A 22,272-nucleotide genomic window follows, 5' to 3' on the forward strand; every position below is an offset into this window, starting at 1 on the left:
CCTAGCTGTTGAGCGTGCCCTTGGTCGAAAGCACGCCAGAGAGCCGCGGCTCGCGGGCCGTCGCATGGTCCATCGCACGCGCCAACGCCTTGAACGTCGCCTCGATGATGTGATGCGGGTTGCGGCCGCTCACCAGGTTGAGATGCAGGTTCATGCCGACCTCGTCGGTCAGCGCCTTCATGAAGTCGTGCACCAACTCAGTCTGGAAGTTACCCACCCGCTCCTGGCTGATAGGCACATTGTAGCCGAGATAGGCACGGCCGCTGATATCGACAATCGCGGTACAGACGGCCTCGTCCAGCGGCACAGCGGCCTCGCCGAAGCGCTTGATTCCGGCGCGGTCGCCCAAAGCCTGCCGAAACGCCCTGCCCACTACCATCCCGACATCTTCGACCGTGTGATGGTCATCTATGTGCAAATCGCCAGTGGCCGCGACCTTCAGGTCGAAGAATCCATGGCGCGCGAAGCTCTCGAGCATGTGATCGAGGAACGGCACCCCGGTCTTGGCCTCGCCGCGCCCGCTGCCGTCGAGCTTGAGGGCGACGGTCACGGAAGTCTCGCGCGTCTTGCGTTCGACTTCGGCGCTGCGCTTCGCCTCGGCCGGCGCCAGCCGCGCAACCGGACTGGCGGTCTTGCCTTTATTTTGCGCGCTGACCTTGTGTTTTTGCATTTCGATTCCCTGCCCGCCTTGGCTTCCCATCGCCGACACCGTTGCGCAGCTCCATTGCGCGCGCGTGGCCCTCGAACCCTTCCATCCGTGCCAGGTGCGCGACCGTTGGCCCGAGCTCCGCAATCGCACCCGTCGACGCCTCGATTATACTGGTTCGTTTCAGGAAATCGTATGCACCCAGGGGCGACGCGAAACGCGCCGCTCCGCCCGTCGGCAGAACATGATTCGGGCCCGCCAGGTAGTCGCCCAGCGGCGCAGGCGTCAGCGGCCCGAGAAAAACGGCGCCCGCGGCTTTGACCTTGGGCAGCCATCGTGACGGATTGCGCACGTCGAGCTCGAGATGCTCCGGGCCAATCTGGTTGGCCAGATCGAAGGCCTCGTTGAGATCGTTCACGACGACCATCGCGCCACGCTTCGCCAGAGCGGCCTCGACCTGGCGTGCGCGCGGTAAAGTCTTGAGCGAGTTTTCCACCGCCTCAGCGACACGATTCGCGATACTCTCCGACGGGGTCAGGAGCACGGCCGCCTCGTCGCCGGAGCCATGCTCAGCCTGCGCGATCAGGTCGGCCGCGATCCATTGGGTATTCGCGCGGTCGTCCGCAATCACCAGCACTTCGCTCGGCCCGGCCATCTTGTCGATATCGGTGACGCCGTAGACCATCCGTTTGGCGGCCTGCACGAACGCGTTGCCGGGACCGACGATCTTGTCGACCGGCTTGATGGTCTCGGTGCCGTATGCGAGCGCCGCGACCGCATGCGCTCCGCCGACGCGGTAGAATTCGTCGACCCCGGCAATTTCAGCGGCCGCTAGCACCGCCAGCCTCTCCCCCTCCGACGACGGCGGCGAGACCATCACGACTTCCGCGACGCCTGCGACCTTGGCGGGAATCGCATTCATCAGCACCGACGACGGATACGCGCCGAGCCCGCCCGGCACGTAAATCCCGACGCGACGCATCGGCTGCACTATCTGCCCGAGCCGCATCCCGGCCTTGTCGCGGTAGATGAACGATTTCTCCATCGTGCGGCGATGAAACTCCGCGATTCGCTCGGCAGCCAGTTCGAGCGCGCGGCGATCCACAGGCGGAATACGATTGATCGCCGATTGGCGTTCGGCCGGCGTCACCCGAAGCGTCTTCGCGGTGAGCTTCACGTGGTCGAACTTCGCCGTCAGATCGATCAGCGCGCGATCGCCGCGCTTTCGTACGTCGGCGATTATTTTCGACACCACGGAGTCGATGCCGGCGCTGTCGCTACCCCTGCGCGCGAGTATCGCAGACAGGAATTTTTTGAATTCTGGTGATTCAGACTTGAGAACGCGGGGCTTCATTGTTCTTGCGCACGCTCGATTCGGGCGCCGAGGCTCGAGAGCTTCGCGTCAAGCGCTTCGTACCCGCGATCCAGATGGTAGATGCGGCTGAGCTCGGTCGTGTGTTCCGCGGCGAGCCCTGCAATTATCAACCCCATACTGGCACGCAGGTCGGTCGCCATCACCGGCGCGCCGCTAAGCTTCGACGGCCCACGCACCACCGCAGTAGGCCCCTTCATCAGGATGTCGGCGCCCATCCGCGCCAGTTCCTGCGCATGCATGAACCGGTTCTCGAATATCGTCTCGGTGATCACCGAGCTGCCGTCGGCCTGCGTCAGCATCGCCATCATCTGCGCCTGCAGGTCGGTCGGAAAACCCGGATACGGCAGCGTGCGCAGCTCGACCGGCTTGAGTCCGTTGTTGCGCGCGATGCGCACGCCCTTTCCGTTCGCCTCGACCGTCACGCCCGCCTCGCGCAGCTTGGTCGCGACCGCCTCGAGATGCTCGATCGGTGCGTTGGTAATCGTAACGTCGCCGCCGGTGATTGCCGCCGCCGCCATCATCGATCCCGCCTCGATCCGGTCCGGTATCACTTCGTGCTCGGCGCCATGCAGCCGCTCAACGCCTTCGATTTCAATCACGTGCGTGCCGGCGCCGCTGATCTTCGCGCCCATCGCGACCAGCACTCGCGCGAGATCCTGCACCTCTGGTTCGCGCGCGGCATTTTCGATCACAGTGCGGCCGCGAGCGGTAACCGCTGCCATCAGAATATTTTCGGTCGCGCCGACCGACGGAGAATCAAGCCAGATGCGTCCGCCTGTCAGCTTTTCTGCATGCGCTTCGACATAGCCGTGACGAAACTGGATCTTGCTGCCGAGCGCGCGAATCCCTGCGATATGCAGATTCACCGGGCGCGCACCAATCGCGCATCCTCCCGGAGTCGAGACGCGCGCCCGTCCCGTCCGCGCCAGCAGCGGTCCGAGCACGACGAACGACGCGCGCATCGTCTTGACCAGTTCGTACGACGCCTCATGCGAAGTAACCTTCGCCGCGTGAAGCTCGACACGATGGTCGTCGATCCAGCGCGCCGCAACGCCGAGCTGGGTCAGCAGGTCCATCGCGGTCTTCACGTCGCGAAGCCGCGGGACGTTGCTCAGCACGAGCGGCTCCGACGTCAGCAACGACGCCATCATGATCGGCAGCGCGGCATTCTTGCTGCCGCTCAGCGTGACAGTGCCGCGCAGCGGAGCACCGCCATGAATTATCATTTTTTCCATTCTGAATTACCTGACCCGCGCCCTCGCGACCCGCATCTGTCCCGCGAAATCGTTTATCACATCGAGAACTAACAAACCCGCGTGCACCATGATTCCTACAACGTCACTGGCGTGGCCTAAGCCCATTTCCATGATTAACTCGCCGCCGGTTTCCAGATGTGCGCCAGCGCCGCTCGATATCTTTCGGATGACGCGCAGGCCCCCTACCCCTCCGCTTAGAGCAACGTGCGGCTCGTAGTGACGTACATCGGGCTCCAGAGCTGTGATCTCCACATCATCCAGGTAAGGCGGATTCGAGACTATTGCGTCGAATGTCCCGAGCGCCGCGCCGCCATCGAGAACATCGAAGCAATCGGCACGCCGGAGCGTGACTCGATCCTCGACTCGATGACGCCGGACGTTGCGCGACGCCACCGCAAGCGCGTCGGGGGAGATATCGACCGCCGTGATCTGCGCCCTCGGTGCGTTTGCCGCGATCGCAATTGCGATTGCGCCTGACCCGGTGCCGATGTCGAGCACGCGCGCAACCGGCTTGGCCTTTATATATTCCAGCGCCTCGCCGACAACGAACTCCGTCTCCGGCCGCGGAATCAGTACCGCGGGCGTCACTTCGAAATCGAGCGAGTAAAATTCCTTGTGCCCGAGGATGTACGCCGTTGGCTCGCGCTTTTCACGACGCGCGACGAACGTTTCGAATTTGTACAGTATTTCATCTGACAGCTCGATCGAGCCGGTAATCGCTTCCTCGCGCGTGACGCCCGCTGCTGACGCCATCAGCAATTCAGCGTCGAGTAGCGATGAGTCAATTCCGACGTTCGCGAGCTTGCGCGACGCGGTACCAATCGCTACCAACACCATCCGCGCGAGGTCTCTCATGACCTCTTACGCGTTGAGCGACTGCTCGCGATCGTAGGCTGCCAGCGCGTCGATCACCGGATCGATAGCGCCATCGAGAAAATTGTCGAGCTGATGAATCGTCACGTTGACGCGATGGTCGGTCACCCGTGATTGCGGGAAATTGTAAGTGCGGATGCGCTCCGATCGGTCGCCTGTCCCCACCATCGACTTGCGCGTCTGCGCGATTTTCGCCTGCTGCTCCGACTGCGCCTGCTCGAGCAGCCGCGCCCTCAGGATCTTTAACGCCTTCGCCTTGTTCTTATGCTGCGATTTTTCGTCGCGCTGGATTATCACCATCCCGCTCGGGATGTGCGTGATTCGCACCGCCGAATCTGTAGTGTTGACGCTCTGCCCGCCGGGCCCCGACGCGCGCATCACGTCGATTCGCAGGTCCTTCGCCTCATTTATATTAACCTCTACTTCGTCCGCCTCGGGCATCACCGCGACCGTTACCGCCGACGTATGAATGCGTCCCGATCCTTCAGTCTCCGGCACCCGCTGCACGCGATGCACCCCGCCTTCGTACTTGAGCCGCGAGTACGCGCCCCGTCCCGTCACCAGCGCGATCACTTCCTTGATTCCGCCGAGCCCGGTGTCGCTCATGCTGAGCGCTTCAATCTTGAATCCGTGGCGCTCGGCGTATCGCGTGTACATCCGATACAAGTCGCCAGCAAACAAAGACGCTTCCTCCCCACCAGTGCCCGCCCGTATCTCTAAAATTACGTTCTTCTCGTCGTTGGGATCGCGCGGCGTGAGCAGCTCTTTGAGCTTCTCTTCGACCGCCTCGAGATTTTTCTGCAGCGTCGGCATCTCGGCCTTTGCCAGCTCACGCAGGTCGGCGTCATTGCCGTCGAGGATCGATTTGTGGCCCGCGATTTCGTCCGCGATACGAATGTACTCGCGCGCGCATTGCGCCGCCTCGGAAAGCTGCGATCGCTCCTTGGCCAGCCGCGCGTATTCGCGCTGATTGCCGAGCGTCGCCGGATCGCTGAGCTTGCGCTCGAGTTCCGCAACCCGCTCTTCTATTGCGCTTGCCTTATCGAGCATCGCCTCATCACGATCATCGGCCTTTAAGAAATCCGCGAAGAACTTTCCTGAAAAAGAAAAAAGAACGGCGCGGCCGCGATGGCCGTGCCGATGGATTCTCCCCCGCGCACCCGGGTGCGTCGAGCACCGCAGGCGGCGGGAGCTGCTATGCTACTTTTCGGCAGCGGTTTCCGCCGCCTTCTCGGCCGGCTTCTTGATGCCGTACTTGCGATTGAACCGTTCGACGCGCCCCGCGGTATCGACCAGGCGCTGCGTGCCAGTGTAAAAAGGATGGCACTTCGAGCAGACCTCGACGTGAAGCTCTTTCAGCGTCGAGCGCGTCTCGAAGGTGTTGCCGCACGCACAAACTACCGTGCAGCGGCGGTATTCAGGATGGATTCCGGGTTTCATTTTAATCTCTCAAGCCCTTTTGACTATTGTATCGCAGGATACCACCGCACGGTATCGCAAACAATTCGCCGACTCCTGCTGCGATTTCGCCTTTTCCGTATCGCTATCGCCACCTCATCCGCAGCAATAATAATCACGATCTGCGCGATTGCGAGCTACGCCGCATCTTCGCCGCCGAAGCCCGCATCAGCGCCAACGGCTGCAAATTCCGGCTTCGCGCCCGATAGCCGAACGCTCTTCGCACCGATTGTCTGTCTCGCGCCGCCGGGTCCCGCACGCGCGTCGCGCGCGATCGAGATTTTCGATCGCCAGCTTGCCTTCCAGCGCAAACTCTCGTTCCATCCCAAAATTGGTCGGTCGCTCCAGAAAGTCGTCGACCAGATGCCGCCGCGCCAATCGACCATGATTCGCGCCGCCGCGCTCTATTCGAAGGCTGAGATTCCATGGCACGACGAGCCCGACGGCACGCATCAGATTTGCGTCGCGGGCCGTCCCGACGACAGCGATTATCTCTACACGCTGGTCCCGCAATGCCGCAGTCCCGAGGAACCGGGGCGCTTTGCGGGCATGTTCAGCCTCAAGCCATACGGTGACTCCACTCCCGACAGTGTTTCGAGCGTCACCGGCACATTGGCGGGCGAGCTAATGATCGATACGTACGACCTCGGCGCGCTGGTCGATACGATGGCCGACGTGCTGCGCGAGTTTCACGGCGACCTGAAACCGCCATGGGATTCGGTGCCCGGCAACTTCAATCATCATGACCGCGCCGCGCTCGACCGCTTCCATCGCAACATGCCGCATCTTGCGGCGAAGTTCGATCACTATTTCAAGTTCAGCAACCTGCTCGACGAATTCAACTCGCCCGCCGGTCCAATCGTGCTCTTCAACGTCGATATGGAAGTTCGCCTCGACGCGCTTAAAAAATATCCGCTGCTTTACGACTTCTATCGGAAGGTCGTGCCCGCCGTGGTCGCGAAATCCGACATACTCGACCCGCACGGCAACTACTGGATGCGCGAGGCTTTCGACCACGGCCACATCCACTTCACAATAATGATCCGCAACGGCCTGCTGACGCCGTTCAACGCCGCGATGCAACCGGCAGGCGACAGCGTCGCGATCGGCGAAATCACGCGCGGGAGTTATCGCACGCTCGCATCGGGCCAGATTACCAGCCTCGCGATGAACTTTGGCCTCGCCAACATTGGATTCACCACCGATTACCGCCGCGACGCCGATACCTGTACCTTCGTGAACCGGATGAACGCGATTCCACAACTCGTCGCGCCGCCCGGAGTGCATCAGGTGATGGATTTGGTTGCCGGCGATTTTCTGCGAGTGCTGGCAACCGGCGATGGTGGCCTGAGTTCAAAACTCAGCTCGCGGATGCTCCCCAACGGCACTTATGATTTTTCCGGCGGCTTCACCGCCCAGCTGGATTACTCGCCGACGCTCGAGCTGCTCGCGCGCATCGGCGATGCGATCGCGAAGGAACACAACGACAAGGTTCGCGCCGAGGAACGCGCATTCGGCGAAGAACTTTTCGACGCCTTCGTCGCCGACTACAATGAGGCGCGTCCGGCAATCGTCGCTTTGGATTCGGACAAGAATAACCGGCGGGAAAAATCCAAATGATCCGTGCACGATGGAAACCGTTTTTATCAGCGGCGCTTTTTGGAGTCGCAATCTGCGCTGCCGGATGTGCTGCCGATGACAAGCCGCCGCCCGCTGCCCCGGACGCCGGCCCGCAGCCAAAATTGCTGAGCGATCTGTCTTCCGTATCCGACGCTCCCATCAATCCGTTCGCCGCTGCCCAGCCGGCTCCGGCCCGCGGCGAAGGACTGCTGCATGATTCCAGCCCTGACGCGGTTATTGCGGGGCCGCGGACAAATCAGGTCGATCCCGGCATCTCGCGCGTGGTTGGCAACGAGGCCAATCCCGGCACCGTACGCCTGCTCAACACCAAGGCCGCACAGTTCGGCGATTTCTCGGAAGTGATTCTCGATCGCATCTATGGAAGCCTGATCGAAGCGGAACGAAGCGAGGAAATTTCAAGAACCAAGCTGCCCACCGACATCAAGGCGGTCATTATCACCGCGATCCTGGACAAAAGTGGCAAGCTCACCGAACTCATTCTCGAGCAACATTCGGGCAAGGCCAGGATCGATCAGATGATGCTCGCAGTGTGCAAGAAGAGCATCTGGTACGAGAATCCTCCCGCCGCGGCGATTTCCGACGACGGCACCTACAAGCTGACCATCAAGCTGAAGATGGAAAACTACGCCTCCAGCGACGAGCATCACTGGAGCTTCATCACCGACCTCGGCCTCGGCATCAGCTAATCGCATGCGGGCAGCACCGACCTGCTTCTGCTAGAATCCCGCGCGTGCAATCGCTCGACGACTACATCCCGCGTCCCGGCCTCTCCGTTCCCATCGTCACGATTCTCGACGCTCGCGGCCGCGTCCTCGAAGACCAGCAGCGCGCTGTCGTTCGCTTCGCGCTCCAGGACGGCGCCGGCGCCGACATCATCTTCGCCGCAGGCACCACTGGCGAATGGGATCGCATCGACAATTCGCGCCGCCAGGCCGTCGCACGAATCGCGATCGAAGAATGCCGCCGCGTGCGCGAGTCTGCCGCCAAGAAGATCGAAGCATGGGCCGGGATCACCGCGCACACCCGTGCCGACACGCTCGACAACCTCACCCACGCGCTCCACGCCGACGCCGACGCAGTGGTCGTCGCGCCGCTCTCGATCAAAGACGTCAAGAATCCCGCTGAATTCGTCGAGCGCGACATCGGCGCCGTGTTCAATCGCGCGGGCCGGATGCTCCCGCTGTTTCTCTACGACAACGCCGATATCGCCGCTCCCGGCAAATCGCCGCATCTGCATACGCGAGACGTCAAGGCGATGGCGCGGCTGCCATACGTCCGAGGAATAAAAGTCACGGCGAGCAAGACCGTCATTGGCAACTACACTCGCGCCGCGTCGCACTTCAAGGCGGGTCACGAGTTCGCGATCTATGCCGGCAACGCGTACCTCATCTTCGATTTGTTCGCTCCGCCCGAAGGCGTCGGCGATCGCATGCGCCATTACTGGAATCGCTATCTGACTCAGCGCACGCGCCCTTACGGCGTCGTCGCCGGGCCTGCCAATGCGATGCCGCGCGAATGGCAGCGCGGATGGCAGGTCTGCCGCTCGGGCGACATCGAGCTGATGCGCTTGTATGCTGACGCGATCGAGGAATTCCGCATCACGTGTACATTCAAGCGCGGCGCCAAGTCCTATCGCCCGACGATCGCGACGATCAAGGCGTCGCTCAAGGAAATGGGCGTCATCGAGAGCGACGCAGTCGGTGCAGGCACGCCGCCGCTGAGCGATACCGAGCGCCGCGAATTCTCGACGCGATTCGCCGCACTGCGCGATCGCAACGCCGAGATGCTTGAGCGCGGATGGGTCAGCGAATACGATTCGCCCGCCGGGCACGCGCCGGCAACCGAACGAAAATCTGCGGGGCGCAATGGCTGAAGAAAAACTCGACGTCGTCGGATGCGGCAGCATGGTCGTCGACCTGTTCTACCGCACGCCGCGGATCATCCGCGCCGACGAAAAGATTTTACTGCGCGCGCATACCGCGAGCGCCGCGATTGAACGCACCCAGGTCGGCGGTCTCGTCCTGAATCACGTCGGATGGGGCCGAATCCTCGGCCTCAAAACCGGCATCTTCGGCAAGATGGGCGACGACCGCAACGGCGAGTTTCTCCGCGACGGGATGGATCGCCTCGGCATCCGCCACCACCTGACCTTCGACGGCACCGCGACCGCGTTCGCGACCATCTTCGTCGACGCCGCCGGCGATCGCGCTATCTACATGGCGCGCGGCGCGACCGGCGAGCTCACTCCCGCCGAGGTACGCAATCGTCACGGCGCTTTCATCCGCCGCGCAAATCTTGTTTCAACCGAAATTTCGCAGCTCCCGCTCCGCACCGTGATCGCGATTCTGCTGTTCGCACGCACCCATTCGATTCCGACGATTCTCGACGTCGACGTGCCGCCCTCCGACGCGATCGGATCGCTCGGCACGCGCGCCGAACTCGAACGCGCATTGAAACTCGCGACCTGGCTCAAGCCGTCGAAGGCGGCAGCGCGAGAAATCGCCGGCAACGGCCGCGATCCTCTAAAGATTGCCGACGCGATCCGCGCGAAGTACGGAAATCGCGCCGTCATCATCACCGAGGGCGACAAGGGATGCTCGATCGTGGCGCGCGACACTTCCGTTCGCGTGCCCGCGTTCAAGGTCAAGCAGGTCGACTCGACCGGCGCCGGCGACGCGTTCCTCGCCGGCGTCTGCGCCGGCCTCCGCCTCGGCCTGCCGTGGGAAAAGATCGGACGCCTCGCAAACGCTGCGGGCGCCGTCGCGGTCACGCGCCTCGGCGCGTTTCCGTCGGGATTCGAAGTGCGCGAGGAAATTCTCGATATTTACGCCGAGCCGCTCGCACTGCCGACGCCGCGCCTCGACGCCGAGCCGCGCGAAGCCGCAATCGGTGATTCGACCGGCGAAGTCGAAAAATTCTTCGACCTGGCACTCGCCGAGCTCGCTGCGCTGCGCGGCAGCTTGAACATCGCGGCCATCTCGCGCACCGTCGAGATAATTCGCACCGCGCTCGGCCGCGGCGGTCGCGTGCACGTGACCGGTGTCGGCAAGCCCGAGCATGTAGCACGCTACGCCGCCAGCGTCTTCTGCTCGGTCGGCACGCCCGCGACTTTTCTGCATGCGACCGAAACCCTGCACGGCAGCCTCGGCCAGGTGCATCCGCGCGACATCGTCATCGCGATTTCCAACAGCGGCAGCACCGACGAGTTGCTCTCGACCGCGACCGCCATCCGTGAGCAAGGCGCGCAGTTGATCGCAATCACCGGCAACAAGGACTCGAGCCTCGCGCAACTAGCCGACCTGGTGATCCACGTCCCGGTCCCCAACGAAGGCGGCGGCCTCGGCCTCGCCCCGCGCATCAGCGTGCTCGGCGAAGTCTTCGTGCTCGCAGGACTGTCCGTCGCATTGGAACTAGCCCACGGCCTGACCGTCGAAGAGTACTCGCGATGGCATCGCGCAGGCGCAATCGGCGAAGCGGCCCGCCGCCTCGCCGAGACCCGCACCTCAAGCCGCCGCGCGTAACGCAGCAGTTTACGCTCGCGCTACTTTCGCGACGCGGGTTTGAGCGCGACCGACGCTTCCGAAGTCAGCAGCAGGAAGGTCATCGTTTCCTGCAGGTACAGCCCCACGTTCTTGTCGTCGTGGCGGAGATACCCAATCGAGACGTCCTGGCCGAGATGCAGCTCGAAGTCGCCACCGCGCGTCGTCAGCACGAACGCTCCAGCGATCGCAGGCGCGAAGATGATCTCGTCGTTGACGAGCCGCTGGATGTGCTGGATAACCGGATAGCCGTGATCGCTGGCCTCACTCAGCGCCGTGTACGCATCGGCGCCCATCACCACCGAATACGGCCCGTTGACGCCGGCGAGGCGCAGCTGGCTCAAGGCCTCGGCGACAGCGTCCGGATAGTGAGCCGGGTCGCCGGGCAGCGCCGCGACTTTGTTGCTGGTCCCTTGCCGAATGCCTTCGATTCCGGCGGCGGCATATCCTTCGAAGATCGCGCGGTCTTCGGCAAATGCGATCCGCTTCGCCGCATCTTTCAGCGGCTGCCAGTCCGAATCATTCGCGCCGCGATCAACGTCGTCGATCGCCTGCCGATCCAGTTGGAATGGAGCGCGGAGTTCGACCAGCGCCTTGACCTGGCGTTGGCGCGCAATGATACCGTCGCCGGGAGCCGCCAGATCGCTCAGATGGCCAGTGCCGACCGCGGACAGCATGACGCCGCCCGGACCTTTGACATCGACCACTCGCCGCCCTGCGAGATAGCGTTTCAGGGTGCGCTGCGCCTCTTCTTCGATTTGAGCCCACGCGCCGTCTGAGATGGGGGCAAGCTCGCGGTGCAGGTTATTCATCGCGCGATTCTCCTTTCAATGAGCCGATGCCGAGCGAGCCGTCGCTGGCACTCGAGGCATCCGGCGAAGAGCCAGTCTGACCGGAAACGGGTGCGGGTGTGGGTGCGGATGCCGCCGCCGCGGTGCCGGCGGGCGTCACGCTGTCGAGGAACGATGTCGGCGGCGCGAAGAACAAGCTGCCGGTGACCGCGCGGCTGAAGTCCAGTATTCGATCGTAATTGCCCGGCGGGAGTCCAACGAACATGTTCTGCAGCATCTGCTCAATCGTCCGCGGCGAGCGCGCATAGCCGATGAAGTAGGTGCCGAACTCGCCTTGTCCTGGCCGACCGAAGATGCCGTTGGCGCGGAAGATCTTCTTCTCGACGCCATCTTCAACGATAGTCGTAAGCGCGTTGTGCGCAGAGGTCGGTTTGACGGTGTCGTCCAGTTCGATATCCGCAACCTTGGTGCGGCCGATGATCCGCTCCTGGACTTCTGTCTGCAGCGCGTTCCATCCCGTAAGATCATGCAGATACTTCTGAACGACCACATAACTGCCGCCGGCAAAAGCCGGATCGTCGTCGCCGACCAGCGCTGCCTCGAGCGCCTCGCTGTCGACCGGGTTCTCGGTGCCGTCCACGAAGCCCAGCAGATCGCGGTTGTCGAAATAACGGAAGGCGTGGACCTCGTCTTCGACGGAAACCGCGTCGCCGAGCGCCGACGTGATCTGCGTCGCGAGTTCGAAGCAAAGATCCGTTCGTTCGGCGCGGATGTGGAAAACGACGTCGCCCGGCGTCGATACGGCGTGGCGCGATCCGGCGCTGATCTCGCGGAACGGATGGAGTTCCGCAGGCCGTGGCTCTCCGAACAGCCGGTCCCATGCCGCGGAGCCAAAGCTCATCACGCAGGTAAGCTTTGCCGCGGTGTCGCGGAACCCAACTGCGCGCAGCAGGTTGGCCAAGTCGGGGCAAAGGGAGCGGACCGCATTCGCGCTTTCAGGGCGCGGGTCAATCGTTACGACCAGAAAGAGCGACGCCGCCGTCGGTCCCATCACCACCGCCTGTGGCGAGGAAGGCTGGGGATAGGTCGCAGTCCTGGGGGAGTCGGCGTTAGGCACAGCGCAGCATTTGAGCACGATCGCAAGGTTGGAAAAAGCCGATCGTAACGCCCCGCGAACCGATTAGAACAGAGGGAATCCTGTACTTCTGTACCCGGCCGATCTATGACTCTTAAATCCCTCCAAGGAGGCTCACCATGCACGTTGGCTACGGAGCAGTATTTCAGAATCCCAACAACGCACTTTCCGACGCCGAGGTTTATCGCAACGAGCTGCGCCTCGCCGAGATGGTCGAGCAGCTTGGCTTCGATTCCATCTGGGGCGTCGAGCATCACTTCGACGACTACACGATGTGCCCTGACGTGCTGCAATTCCTCTCCTACATGGCCGGCCGCACCTCGCACATAAAGCTCGGATCGGGCGTGGTCGTGCTGCCGTGGCACGATCCTATCCGCGTTGCAGAGCAAGTCGCTCTGCTCGATCACGTTTCCAACGGGCGCGTGATTCTCGGACTAGGCCGCGGTCTCGCGCGAATCGAGTACGACGGTTTTCGCCTCGATCAGAACGAAGGCCGCAACTTGTTCGTCGAATACGCCGAGCTGGTTTTGGACGCGCTCGAAACCGGTTATATGGAGGGCGGCAAATTCACTCGCCAGCCGCGCCGCGAGATTCGTCCGCGCCCCGCGCGCTCATTCAAAGGGCGCACCTACGCCGCCGCCGTCTCGCCCGAGTCGATGCCGATAATGGCGAAGCTCGGAGTCGGCCTGCTGGTGATTCCGCAAAAACCGTGGGACGCCGTCAAAAAAGATTTCGAGGTCTACCGCAAGGTCTGGCGCGAGGTTAACGGCGACGCGCCCGCGCCCAAGCCGCTCTCCGGCGGTTTCTGCGTCGTCGACGAAAACAAGGACCGCGCCGAAGAGCTCGCGATGAAATGGATCGCCGCCAACTACCACACCGTCATGAAGCACTACGAGATGACGTCGCCGGAGTTCGGCACCAAGAAAAGCTACGAGTTCTACAGCAACGTCAGCAAGTTCATCAAAAAGACCGGTCCCGACGTTGCCGCGCGCGACTTCGCGATGCTGATGCCGTGGGGCACTCCCGACCAGGTGATCGAGAAGTGCGCGTTCATCCGCGACACGATCGACGCCAACGGTCTGTTCTTTAATTTCAGTTTCGGCGGAATGCCCTACGAGGATGCGGAGCGCAGCATCAAGTGCTTCGCGAAGTATGTATTGCCAGAACTCAAGAAGTGGAACACGGCGCCGCTCACCGAGCCGGCGTCAATCCCGTCGTCAGCCGCCGCCCGCTGAGCAGGATGATCAAGCGCCCGGCTTTTCAGCGTCGTGCGCGTGCCCGATCGCAAGGCGGAGCTTGCGATCGAGCTTGGCGCAATTCAACACGACCTTTTCCGAATGCACGGCTTCGACGGCGCTGATCGGAACCGTGAAGTCACCCGCGTTTTCGACGTAGATCACCAGCTCGGGCCGGCCGCCGGGAGCAACCTGGCGAACGGCACCGAACTCCTCGCCGCCGTCGGAAACGAAAGCCTGGAAACCAACTTTGATTTTCTCCTGCACGAGTTTTCTCCTCTTCCTACTTGCCGACGAACTTCGGCGCGCGCTTTTGTTGAAAGGCTGATATGCCTTCCTTGTAGTCTGCAGTTTTTCCCGCCGCGCCTTGCGCTTGAGCTTCAAGCTTCAGAACCGCGAAGAGGCCCATCGCTTCTTCGTCGATCCTGCGCACCAGGTGCTTCGATTGCATGAACGCCGCCGTGGGTCCTTGCGCAACCTGCGCCGCGATCTTGCGCGTCTCCGCGACCAGCGAATCCTTCGCCATGCTGCGATTCACGAGTCCCAGCTGTGAGGCCTCGACGCCCGACAGCAATCGTCCAGTGTAGATCAGCTCGAGCGCGCGATGCGTTCCCAGGCGCGAAACGAAAAACGAATGGCCGCCCGAGTCGAGCACCGCACCGATACGCGCGAACGGCGATCCAATCTTCGCATCGTCGGCGACATAGACCACGTCGCATCCCAGCGCGAGTCCGAGGCCCGCTCCCAGGCACGCGCCATGAACAGCGGCGAAAGTCGGCGCGGGGAACGAGGCGATTCGCTTGATCAGAGGATTGAACGTCGTCTCGATTATCGCTTCGGCGTCTTCGTCGCCCGGATGCGCATCCGCGAGATCGCGGCCCGCGCAGAACGCCGGCCCCTCGCCGCGAATCATCATCGCGCGCACACCTTGCGAGGCCGCGCGCTCGAGGGCGCTGTTGAGTTCGGCGACCATCGCGTCGTTCAACGCGTTCATCTTGTCGGGCCGGTTGAGAACGATTTCCGCGAGACCGCCTTCGACCGACAAATCGACGCTCATATTTGTAGCCCCTGAGGTTTCAGAATACCGGGATAATGTCCTCGGCAGTGATATCGCCGACGTCAACTCCCTCAATATCAAGTTCGGGAATCGCGGGAAACTGGATGTCCCATCGCTCGACCAGCTTACGCACCCGCGCTATCGCCAGGCGCCAGTTGTCGGCCTGCTGCTCGTAGGTGAGAATTCCGAGTCCCGCTTCGCGCGCGGTGCGCAACAAGATCCGATGGTTGTGCAGAAAGTAACCCGGCAAATCCCAGAACTGTGCCGGCGGCTCCCACAGCACCATCGAGAGGAACACGAATCCCGCGCGAAGCTGCTTGGTGATGAAAGTCTTGTGCTCGTCGGTGAGGCCGGGCCACTCCTTCTCGAGCAGGTTGATACAAATCTGAAGATGGCGCGCTTCGTCGCGTCCGATTTTCGTGAAGATTTCGCGGAACACCGGATGCGTCGTCGCGTGCGCCATCCCGTGGAACAGCGTCGACGACGCCACCTCGCCCATCATGAACGAAGTGAAGATCACCGCCAGCGGATAGCGATCGATCGCGCGGTTATAACCGGTCCAGTAGCGGCCGCCGTTATGATACAGCCAGCCGATATTGTTGAGCGCGACGCGCTGCAGTTCGCTGGTCGGCGTGAAGCCTTGCGGCCCGTTGGGCACCAGGCGCTGGATGACCCGCTGGCAGGTCTCCTCGTGATTGGTTTCGTCGCGGGTGATCGAGAAGAAGCATTTGCGAACTGGATCTTCCTCGTGCATCTCCCACGCATGAATCGTCGCGCGCGCAAACACCGCCGGCCCCGACGAGTCGAAGTTGGACAGGAGCGCCCACCAGTACATGATCGCGACCTTCTCGTCGTCGCTCCACGCTTCGGGCGAAAGCTCGCTCCAGTTGATGTCGGCGGGATTGAAGCCCTCGCGTTTGGCGCGCTCGTAGATTTCGGCGAGCTTCGGCGTCTCGCATCGCCATTCGATTGGAAAGATATTCGGCTGGGCAACGGCAGGCGCCTCGACCAGGCCGCCCGCGGGAATCTCGAATTCACTCATCGGCGTTTGTCTCCTGAATCCAGTTTATCTACCATTTGGTTGATTTGTCAAAACGCGTCGTCGGGCGCCCTGCTCCATTCCCTCGAACGCGATCCGGAAAACCGCTTCAGCTACTTCGGGCGCATCGAGGTCGCCGCCAGCCCGGTACCATTCAGTGATCGAGTTTAGCATTCCGAACAAAAGCCTCGTTGCCAGCCGCGGCTCTATGTCCGCGCGCAAATCGCCCTGGCGCTGCGCATTACGCATCAGCCGCGCGATCAGATGGTCAAACGTGCGCCGCCGCTCCATGATCCGCCGCTCGACCGGAGTGTTGCCCCGAACGCGCAGCAGGAGAGCCACTTCGGGCAATTGCTCGACGGTGATTTCGATCGTGCGATGCACGATGTACCTGAGACGCGCCTCCGCGCGGCCGCGTTTGGCCGGCCGCTCGTCAAGCACGGCGAACAGAGCGTCGTGCGCTCGTCCGACGCCGCGCGCGAGCAGCTCTTCCTTGCTGCGAACGTGATAGTAGATGCTCGCCTTGGTGATTCCCGCCGCGCGCGCGACGTCGTCGAGCGTGCTGCCGTCGTACCCGCGCTCGCGGAACACGCGCACGGCAACGTCGAGAATCGCGTCGAGGTTATAGGGCTTGCGCTGCTTCGCGGATGGACGGCCCACGCGTTTATCGCCTCCAATGGCCGAGTAGTTTGACTGGATGCGCGCACGCTTGCCAGTGTTTTTTAGTATCAGTGACGTCGCCGGAGTAATCGCCATGAAATTCGGAATCGCAATTCGCAACATGGGTCCGCAATCCAACCGCACCACGATTCGCGCCTGCACACGAATCGCGGAACACGCCGGCTTCGACGCGCTCTTCGTATCGGATCACTTATGCATCCCGCCCGACCAGACCGAAGGTTCCGGTGGACGCTATCTCGACGTGCTCGCCACACTGGCGTTTCTCGCCGGCGCGACCGAAAAAATCCGGCTCGGTATTTCAGTGCTGGTCGTTCCCTATCGGCCCTCCGTGTTGACCGCAAAGCAGGTGGCCACGATCCAGGAACTGTCGGGCGAGCGAATGATTCTCGGCGTCGGCGTCGGATGGATGAAACCTGAGTTCGATGCACTTGGGGTTGAGTTTCGCCGTCGTGGAGCGATTACCGATGAAACATTGAACGTGATTCATCATCTGTTTGGCGCCGACCTGCCGGGTGCGTACAAGGGGAAGCTGGTGAAGTTTCCGTCGTTCGTTTTCCTGCCGAGACCCAAGCGCCCGACCATCTGGATCGGCGGCAACGGACCGGCTGCGATGACTCGCGCGGTAAAGTTCGGCGACGGATGGCATCCGATGCTGCCCGCGACAGAACTTAAAGCAAAAGTTGAAGAATTGCACGCGGGTGCGCTCGCAGCCGGGCGGGCGGTTCCTGAGATCATCGTCCGGCGAGGCCTCAAGCTCGAGGATACCGCCGCGGCGCGCGCGAAGGTCGCGGCTGAGCAGGAAGCCGGCGCGACCTATTTTATCCTGGATTTGGGGCGCTATCCGGACGAGCAATCGTTCGGGAGATCGGTCGAGACCTTCATGGGTAAAGTCGCGAGCTAGATCACTTTGTCGCGGCGGAGCGATTCGAGATCGTCCGCGCTGACGCCCAGCATCTCGCGATAGACGCGATCGTTGTCGTGGCCGATCGGCACCGATCCGCGCACTATTCTTCCCGGCGTCAGGGAGAACTTTGGAGCGACACCGATGCCTTTCACTTTGCCGACCTGCTCGTCGTCCCACTCGACGTGCATCCCGCGAGCTCGATATTGCGGGTCTTCGGCGATGTCCTTGCTCGTCATGATTGGCGAGCATGGCACGTTGGCGGCCGCCATCGCGGTCACGACGTCCTTCACGGTGCGCTCGGAAATCCATCCGCGCAGGATAGCGTCGAACTCGATCCCTTCGATCGATTCGAGTTGGGTGCGCGCGGTTTCCCATTTTGGGACGGCGGGATCGAGCCCGATCACGCGCAGCATTCGCGAATACACGTCGCCAATCGCGCCCATCACGACCCATCCGTCGGAAGCTTGAAAGGTGTCGAGCGGCTGGAAACCCTGGGCCCGATTTCCAGAACGTTCGCGAACGATGCCGTCCTGGAAGTACTCGACCATCGTGCCGCCCAGCGTTTTGTGAATCGCCTCGTACTGCGCGACGTCGATCGACTGACCTTTGCCGGTCGTGCGCGCGTAGGTCAGGCCGGCGAGCGACGACCACATCGTGAACAGCGCGGTAATGTAGTCGCCGGTCCACGGTGCGGCGCGCGTCGGCGGAATCGGATCGGGAAACCCGGTCTGGCTCATCATGCCGCCGACCGCCTGCCCGACCACGTCGTACGACGCGCGATGCACATAATCAGGGTCGCCGGTCTGCCCGAAGCCGGAGACGTGAGTGATCACCAGCTTGGGGTTGACCTTCCAGATTGCCGCATCGTCGAGGTTCCATTTTTTGCAGGTGCCGGGCTTCGAGCTTTCCATCCAGATGTCGGCGCGCGCGATCAGCTGCAGAAAGATTTCGCGGCCGCGTGGCTTCGACAGATCGAGCGAGATGCAAAATACGTTGCGGCGTTCCTGGATCCAGGTCGTCGCGACGGCGGATTTGCCGTCTTTGGTCGCGAGCCTGATCCCGATATTGCGCCATCCGACGTCGCCGATTCCCGGCCGCTCGATCTGGATCACTTCGGCGCCCATCTCGGCCGCCAGCTCGGCGGCGAATGGTTGCGCAATCAAAGTCCCGGTCGAAACGATTTTCACGCCCTGCAGCGGGCCGAACTTCTCCGTAACGAGATTTTCAATGCTCATGGTTCCGGCGATGATGCCTGTTTTTGCTGGACCTGAGCAATACGAGTGCGCAGCGTACTGATTGCACGCAGTTCACGGAGAGCGTTTTCCGAGGCTACGTTGCAGGCTATTATTTGATGAGCATATTTGATGTAGAGGGCCCGTGAATTCACCTCTAGCTCTTCTCAAAAGCGATTCCCTGAACCGGCGCGAACTCACGCTCAAAGCTCTTGCGGGACTGTGTGGCGGCGCGATCGGATGGCTGCCAGTCGAACTCGCCTCGCACAACTCTCATCTCGGCGAGGCGCAGACTACAGGTGCGCTAATCGCGTACTACCTGTCGGCGGCGATTGCCGCCGGCTTGATTGGCGCGTTTATCACCGCCGTCGACACGTCCGAGCTTCGTATAACGCCGGAGACTCAGCGACGCTTCATCCGCGGATTTTTGATCTGCGCGGCGCTGTCCCTGGTCTCGACCTGGCTCGGAAATCTCGTCTTCAACTGGGTCTTGCAGGCTGGCGGCGTCATGTTCAGCCCAAACGGCGAGCTGGTTTCGGGATCGATCATAACTCTCGTCATCGCGAGATTGATGGGATGGGCAATCGACGGAGCGCTGGTTGGCGCCGGTGTGGGATTGGCGACGCTCACAATGGACAACGTCCCCAAGGGCGCGGTGGGCGGATTGGTGGGTGGAGCGGTGGGCGGAATCGCCTTCGACTTGATCGGCTCGATCGCCGGCGGCGGGTTGGCCTCTCGCTTCTTTGGCGAAGCGGTCACCGGTCTGGCGATCGGATTGTTCATCGGGCTGGTACAGGAGCTGACCAAGGCCGCGTGGGTCACGGTCGAGCAGGGCCGGCTGCGCGGACGTCAGTATCGAATCGAAGGCGCGCGCGCGACAATCGGGCGCGCCGAGGAAAATCCGGTCGGCCTTTTTGGCGACCCGTCAGTACAGCAGCGGCACGCGATTATCGAGCGACGCGGCGCCGATTACGTGATCAGGAATATCGCCGTCCAGGAAGGCACCTTCGTCAACGGCAAGCGAATCGAAACTGTGGACCTTCACGACGGCGACAGAATCAATATTGGCGGCTACGAAATGATGTTCCATCTGCGTGGAACGTCGGCGCCCGCGCGCGAACAGGCGTCGCTCGCGGCGGACGCGGTGAATCCCGCGCACATCGCGACGCGGCTGGCGGGAGCGAATGCCAAGGTCGACGGCCCGAGCCTGATCGACGCGTCGGGACAGGCCTATCCTGTCCGCGCCGGCACGATTACCCGGGTCGGGCGCGCGCTCGACAACGAAATCGTCGTCAGTCATTCGTCGATCTCGCGGCATCATGCGAGTATCGAAAATTCCAACGGCTCATTCGTGGTGCGAGACCTGAACAGCCAGAACGGAACGTTCGTCGGCAATCGGCGCGTGACCGAGCCGACTCGCGTGAACGACGGCGAGGCGGTACGCTTTGGCGACGCGCAGTTTACGTTCCGTGGCTGAAGCTGATTTCGAAAAGCCCAGGTTCTGTTCGCGATGCGGTGCGCCGATCGTGGTCGCCGAGGCGAGCTTTTGCAAATCCTGCGGCGCGCCGGTGACCCGTTTCCCGTTGCTGCACCGAACCCCGGGGTTCAACCCGGTGCTGGCGCTGGTTTTGAGCATCGTTCCCGGTGTCGGCCACATCTACCGCGGCAAGCCGTTCAAGGGAATCATGTGGTTTTTCTTCGTGTCGATAGCTTACGGTATGGGGCCCCCGTTCGGTATCCTGATACACATCATATGCGCGGCGAATGCTGCCTTCTCGGACACGATCCGCGAAGACATGCTGGCGCGATGATCCCAAGACGCGCTTCGGCTGCTATAAAAATGAGTAGTGGTTAGATTCTGATTGCAGGGATGATTGCGTCCAACACAATCGTCGGCGGACGTTACCGCGTGATGAGGCCGCTCGGCGGCGGCGGGATGAAGCTCGTGTATCTCGCCGAGGACCTGCGACTGGCCTCGCGCGAGTGCGCGCTGGCCGAGATGGTCGATACTTTCACCAGCCCCGAAACTCAGAAGGCTGCCGTCGCTGCGTTTCAGCGCGAGGCCGACATGCTCGCGCAACTCAGCAACGAACATATTCCGCGCGTGTTCGATCGCTTCAGCGACCAGAACCATCACTATCTGGTCATGGAGTTTATCGACGGGATAACCCTCGAGCAGAAACTCCAGAACGCCGGCGGAAAGCTTCCCGAGAGCGAGGTTATCGAAGTTGCGCTGCAGGTTCTCGACACGCTCGAGTACCTGCACAACCTCGAGCCGCCGGTGATTTATCGCGACCTCAAGCCGTCGAACGTGATGCTCACGCCGTCGGAGCAGGTCAAGCTGATCGATTTCGGAATCGCGCGACTGTTTCAGCCGCTGAGCAACGCTACGATGATCGGCACGCAGGGCTACGCGCCGCCCGAGCAATATCGCGGCAAGGTCGAGTTTCGATCTGACCTGTATGCGTTGGGTGCCACGATGCATCATGCGCTGTCGGGCCGCGATCCTGCGGTCGAGCCGCCATTCAGTTTTCCGCCGCTGCGCTCGCTATGCCCCGACGTTACTCCCGCGCTTTGCGAGGTGGTCGATCAGGCGCTCAAGTACGACGTGGTATTGCGAGTGGCCGACGCGGCGGAATTCCGGCAGCGGCTGATGGCGATCAAGTCGGGGACGCCTATTACGATGCCGCAGCGAAATTCCTCCACGGCGGCGTCGTCGCGTCCGCAACTCAAGCTGCCGCTCAGCGGCGTCAAGGACAGAGAGCAGCAAGCGTCGGCGCCGACGATGCTGAGCAATCAGATCGATACGCAATGTCCGCGATGCGGCCGAAGCATCCCGGTGGACTCGAATTACTGCTCCTTCTGCGCGGCGGACGTGACGGGACGATTGTCGGGGATGGATCGCGGCGCGACGCCTGAGGCGCAGACGATCATACTCGATGACGTCGCTTCGCCTCGCGAGTTTCCGGGTCCGATCTTCCATGAGCGTCATCGCCGGCGACGTCCGGCGCGAACGCTGGCGCTCGTGATCGGTGGATTTTTTCTGTTGGGATACCTGATTTTCCATTCGTCACAGCCGGCGCCCTCTGACGGCGACACCGGACCCGGACCCGACTACGGTTCGGTCCCTGCGGTGCCCAATCCTGATGCGCCCGTGCCGGGAGAGCCGGCCGAGCCAGCGCATACCGAGCCACGGGAGATCGCGCTTCGCCAAGCGCTCGACGCACAAGGCTACAATTCTGTGCACTTTAAGATGGAGGGCGACACGATCATCCTGTGGGGCTCAGTACCGACCGAAGCCGATCGCCTGATGGTACAGACGCAGATCTTCCTGGTCGCGCGAATTTTCTCAATCGAAGACCATCTCCAGGTGCGCGATAACTTCTTCGCCGAGCCGTAGCATCCACTTC

Annotated in this window: 23 protein-coding genes; 9 read left to right on the plus strand and 14 right to left on the minus strand. The window is 62.2% G+C overall.

Going from position 1 to position 22,272, the window contains the following annotated elements; translation table 11 throughout:
- Position 1 precedes the first annotated feature (1 nt).
- The 7 genes from hisB to WB650_RS11750 form a co-directional block, all read right to left on the minus strand.
- A complete protein-coding gene (gene hisB, locus WB650_RS11720; protein ID WP_422303046.1) occupies positions 2–670 on the minus strand; it encodes an imidazoleglycerol-phosphate dehydratase HisB in 669 nt (222 codons plus the stop codon).
- Positions 639–2,000 carry a histidinol dehydrogenase gene (gene hisD, locus WB650_RS11725; protein ID WP_422303045.1) on the minus strand — a complete coding sequence of 454 codons (1,362 nt, stop codon included), beginning with the start codon at positions 1,998–2,000 and terminating at the stop codon, positions 639–641. Before hisD ends, hisB begins: the two co-directional genes overlap by 32 nt.
- Positions 1,997–3,256 carry a UDP-N-acetylglucosamine 1-carboxyvinyltransferase gene (gene murA / locus WB650_RS11730; protein WP_423960577.1) on the minus strand — a complete coding sequence of 420 codons (1,260 nt, stop codon included), beginning with the start codon at positions 3,254–3,256 and terminating at the stop codon, positions 1,997–1,999. The genes hisD and murA overlap by 4 nt, the downstream gene beginning before the upstream one ends.
- A 6-nt stretch (positions 3,257–3,262) precedes the next feature.
- The gene (prmC, locus tag WB650_RS11735; protein ID WP_422303043.1) at positions 3,263–4,132 is read right to left on the minus strand and encodes a peptide chain release factor N(5)-glutamine methyltransferase; all 870 of its coding nucleotides are present in this window, start codon (positions 4,130–4,132) and stop codon (positions 3,263–3,265) included.
- Positions 4,133–4,138: 6 nt separating this feature from the next.
- A complete protein-coding gene (gene prfA, locus WB650_RS11740) occupies positions 4,139–5,200 on the minus strand; it encodes a peptide chain release factor 1 (RefSeq protein ID WP_422303042.1) in 1,062 nt (353 codons plus the stop codon).
- Positions 5,201–5,350: 150 nt separating this feature from the next.
- Complete coding sequence (gene rpmE, locus WB650_RS11745) at positions 5,351–5,590, minus strand: 50S ribosomal protein L31 (RefSeq protein ID WP_422303041.1); 240 nt, start codon at positions 5,588–5,590, stop codon at positions 5,351–5,353.
- A gap of 155 nt (positions 5,591–5,745) precedes the next feature.
- On the minus strand, positions 5,746–5,994 hold the full coding sequence (locus WB650_RS11750) for a hypothetical protein (protein ID WP_422303040.1): 249 nt from the start codon (positions 5,992–5,994) through the stop codon (positions 5,746–5,748).
- Here WB650_RS11750 and WB650_RS11755 point away from each other — a divergent pair.
- From WB650_RS11755 to WB650_RS11770, 4 genes are read left to right on the plus strand one after another with little or no spacing between them, the layout of a single operon-like run.
- A complete protein-coding gene (locus WB650_RS11755; RefSeq protein WP_422303039.1) occupies positions 5,972–7,228 on the plus strand; it encodes a hypothetical protein in 1,257 nt (418 codons plus the stop codon). The two genes, WB650_RS11750 and WB650_RS11755, sit on opposite strands and share 23 nt — an antisense overlap.
- The gene (locus WB650_RS11760) at positions 7,225–7,935 is read left to right on the plus strand and encodes a hypothetical protein (RefSeq protein ID WP_422303038.1); all 711 of its coding nucleotides are present in this window, start codon (positions 7,225–7,227) and stop codon (positions 7,933–7,935) included. Before WB650_RS11755 ends, WB650_RS11760 begins: the two co-directional genes overlap by 4 nt.
- A gap of 44 nt (positions 7,936–7,979) precedes the next feature.
- Positions 7,980–9,122: a dihydrodipicolinate synthase family protein gene (locus WB650_RS11765; protein WP_423960579.1), complete on the plus strand. Its 1,143-nt coding sequence runs from the start codon at positions 7,980–7,982 to the stop codon at positions 9,120–9,122.
- Complete coding sequence (locus tag WB650_RS11770) at positions 9,115–10,770, plus strand: PfkB family carbohydrate kinase (RefSeq protein ID WP_422300603.1); 1,656 nt, start codon at positions 9,115–9,117, stop codon at positions 10,768–10,770. The genes WB650_RS11765 and WB650_RS11770 overlap by 8 nt, the downstream gene beginning before the upstream one ends.
- A 20-nt stretch (positions 10,771–10,790) precedes the next feature.
- Here the strand turns inward: WB650_RS11770 and WB650_RS11775 are convergent, their stop codons facing one another.
- Both WB650_RS11775 and WB650_RS11780 read right to left on the minus strand, forming a co-directional pair.
- Positions 10,791–11,600, minus strand: a complete 810-nt coding sequence (locus WB650_RS11775; protein ID WP_422300604.1) for a family 1 encapsulin nanocompartment shell protein — start codon at positions 11,598–11,600, stop codon at positions 10,791–10,793.
- Positions 11,593–12,630, minus strand: a complete 1,038-nt coding sequence (locus WB650_RS11780) for a Dyp-type peroxidase (RefSeq protein WP_422300606.1) — start codon at positions 12,628–12,630, stop codon at positions 11,593–11,595. Before WB650_RS11780 ends, WB650_RS11775 begins: the two co-directional genes overlap by 8 nt.
- 203 nt (positions 12,631–12,833) lie before the next feature.
- Here WB650_RS11780 and WB650_RS11785 point away from each other — a divergent pair, with 203 nt between their 5' ends.
- On the plus strand, positions 12,834–13,949 hold the full coding sequence (locus WB650_RS11785; protein ID WP_423960582.1) for an LLM class flavin-dependent oxidoreductase: 1,116 nt from the start codon (positions 12,834–12,836) through the stop codon (positions 13,947–13,949).
- A gap of 9 nt (positions 13,950–13,958) precedes the next feature.
- Here WB650_RS11785 and WB650_RS11790 read toward each other — a convergent pair whose 3' ends face one another.
- Genes WB650_RS11790 through WB650_RS11805 form a run of 4 tightly spaced genes read right to left on the minus strand, consistent with a single transcriptional unit; the run spans position 13,959 to position 16,801 of the window.
- Positions 13,959–14,216 (minus strand): hypothetical protein, encoded by a 258-nt coding sequence (locus WB650_RS11790; protein ID WP_422303268.1) that lies wholly within the window; start codon positions 14,214–14,216, stop codon positions 13,959–13,961.
- A 16-nt stretch (positions 14,217–14,232) separates the two neighbouring features.
- Positions 14,233–15,006 (minus strand): enoyl-CoA hydratase/isomerase family protein, encoded by a 774-nt coding sequence (locus WB650_RS11795; RefSeq protein ID WP_422303269.1) that lies wholly within the window; start codon positions 15,004–15,006, stop codon positions 14,233–14,235.
- A gap of 19 nt (positions 15,007–15,025) precedes the next feature.
- Positions 15,026–16,048, minus strand: a complete 1,023-nt coding sequence (locus tag WB650_RS11800) for a hypothetical protein (RefSeq protein ID WP_423960584.1) — start codon at positions 16,046–16,048, stop codon at positions 15,026–15,028.
- Positions 16,049–16,072: 24 nt separating this feature from the next.
- A complete protein-coding gene (locus WB650_RS11805) occupies positions 16,073–16,801 on the minus strand; it encodes a TetR/AcrR family transcriptional regulator (protein WP_423960586.1) in 729 nt (242 codons plus the stop codon).
- Between WB650_RS11805 and WB650_RS11810 the strand changes: the two genes are divergently transcribed.
- Entirely contained in the window at positions 16,800–17,627 is an 828-nt protein-coding gene (locus WB650_RS11810) for a TIGR03619 family F420-dependent LLM class oxidoreductase (protein WP_422300598.1), read from the plus strand. The two genes, WB650_RS11805 and WB650_RS11810, sit on opposite strands and share 2 nt — an antisense overlap.
- Here WB650_RS11810 and WB650_RS11815 read toward each other — a convergent pair.
- Positions 17,624–18,865, minus strand: a complete 1,242-nt coding sequence (locus WB650_RS11815) for a CaiB/BaiF CoA transferase family protein (RefSeq protein WP_422300599.1) — start codon at positions 18,863–18,865, stop codon at positions 17,624–17,626. The genes WB650_RS11810 and WB650_RS11815 overlap by 4 nt on opposite strands.
- Positions 18,866–19,007: 142 nt before the next feature.
- Between WB650_RS11815 and WB650_RS11820 the strand changes: the two genes are divergently transcribed.
- The 3 genes from WB650_RS11820 to WB650_RS11830 are packed head-to-tail and all read left to right on the plus strand — an operon-like array spanning position 19,008 to position 22,262.
- Positions 19,008–20,339 carry an FHA domain-containing protein gene (locus tag WB650_RS11820; protein WP_423960588.1) on the plus strand — a complete coding sequence of 444 codons (1,332 nt, stop codon included), beginning with the start codon at positions 19,008–19,010 and terminating at the stop codon, positions 20,337–20,339.
- A complete protein-coding gene (locus WB650_RS11825; protein ID WP_422301972.1) occupies positions 20,332–20,673 on the plus strand; it encodes a hypothetical protein in 342 nt (113 codons plus the stop codon). The genes WB650_RS11820 and WB650_RS11825 overlap by 8 nt, the downstream gene beginning before the upstream one ends.
- A 59-nt stretch (positions 20,674–20,732) precedes the next feature.
- Positions 20,733–22,262, plus strand: coding sequence for a serine/threonine protein kinase (locus tag WB650_RS11830; RefSeq protein WP_422301970.1), 1,530 nt, complete (start codon positions 20,733–20,735; stop codon positions 22,260–22,262).
- Positions 22,263–22,272 lie beyond the last annotated feature (10 nt).

This window comes from Binatus sp. (SeqCode) (genome assembly GCF_049584895.1).
GTDB lineage: Bacteria > Desulfobacterota > Binatia > Binatales > Binataceae > Binatus.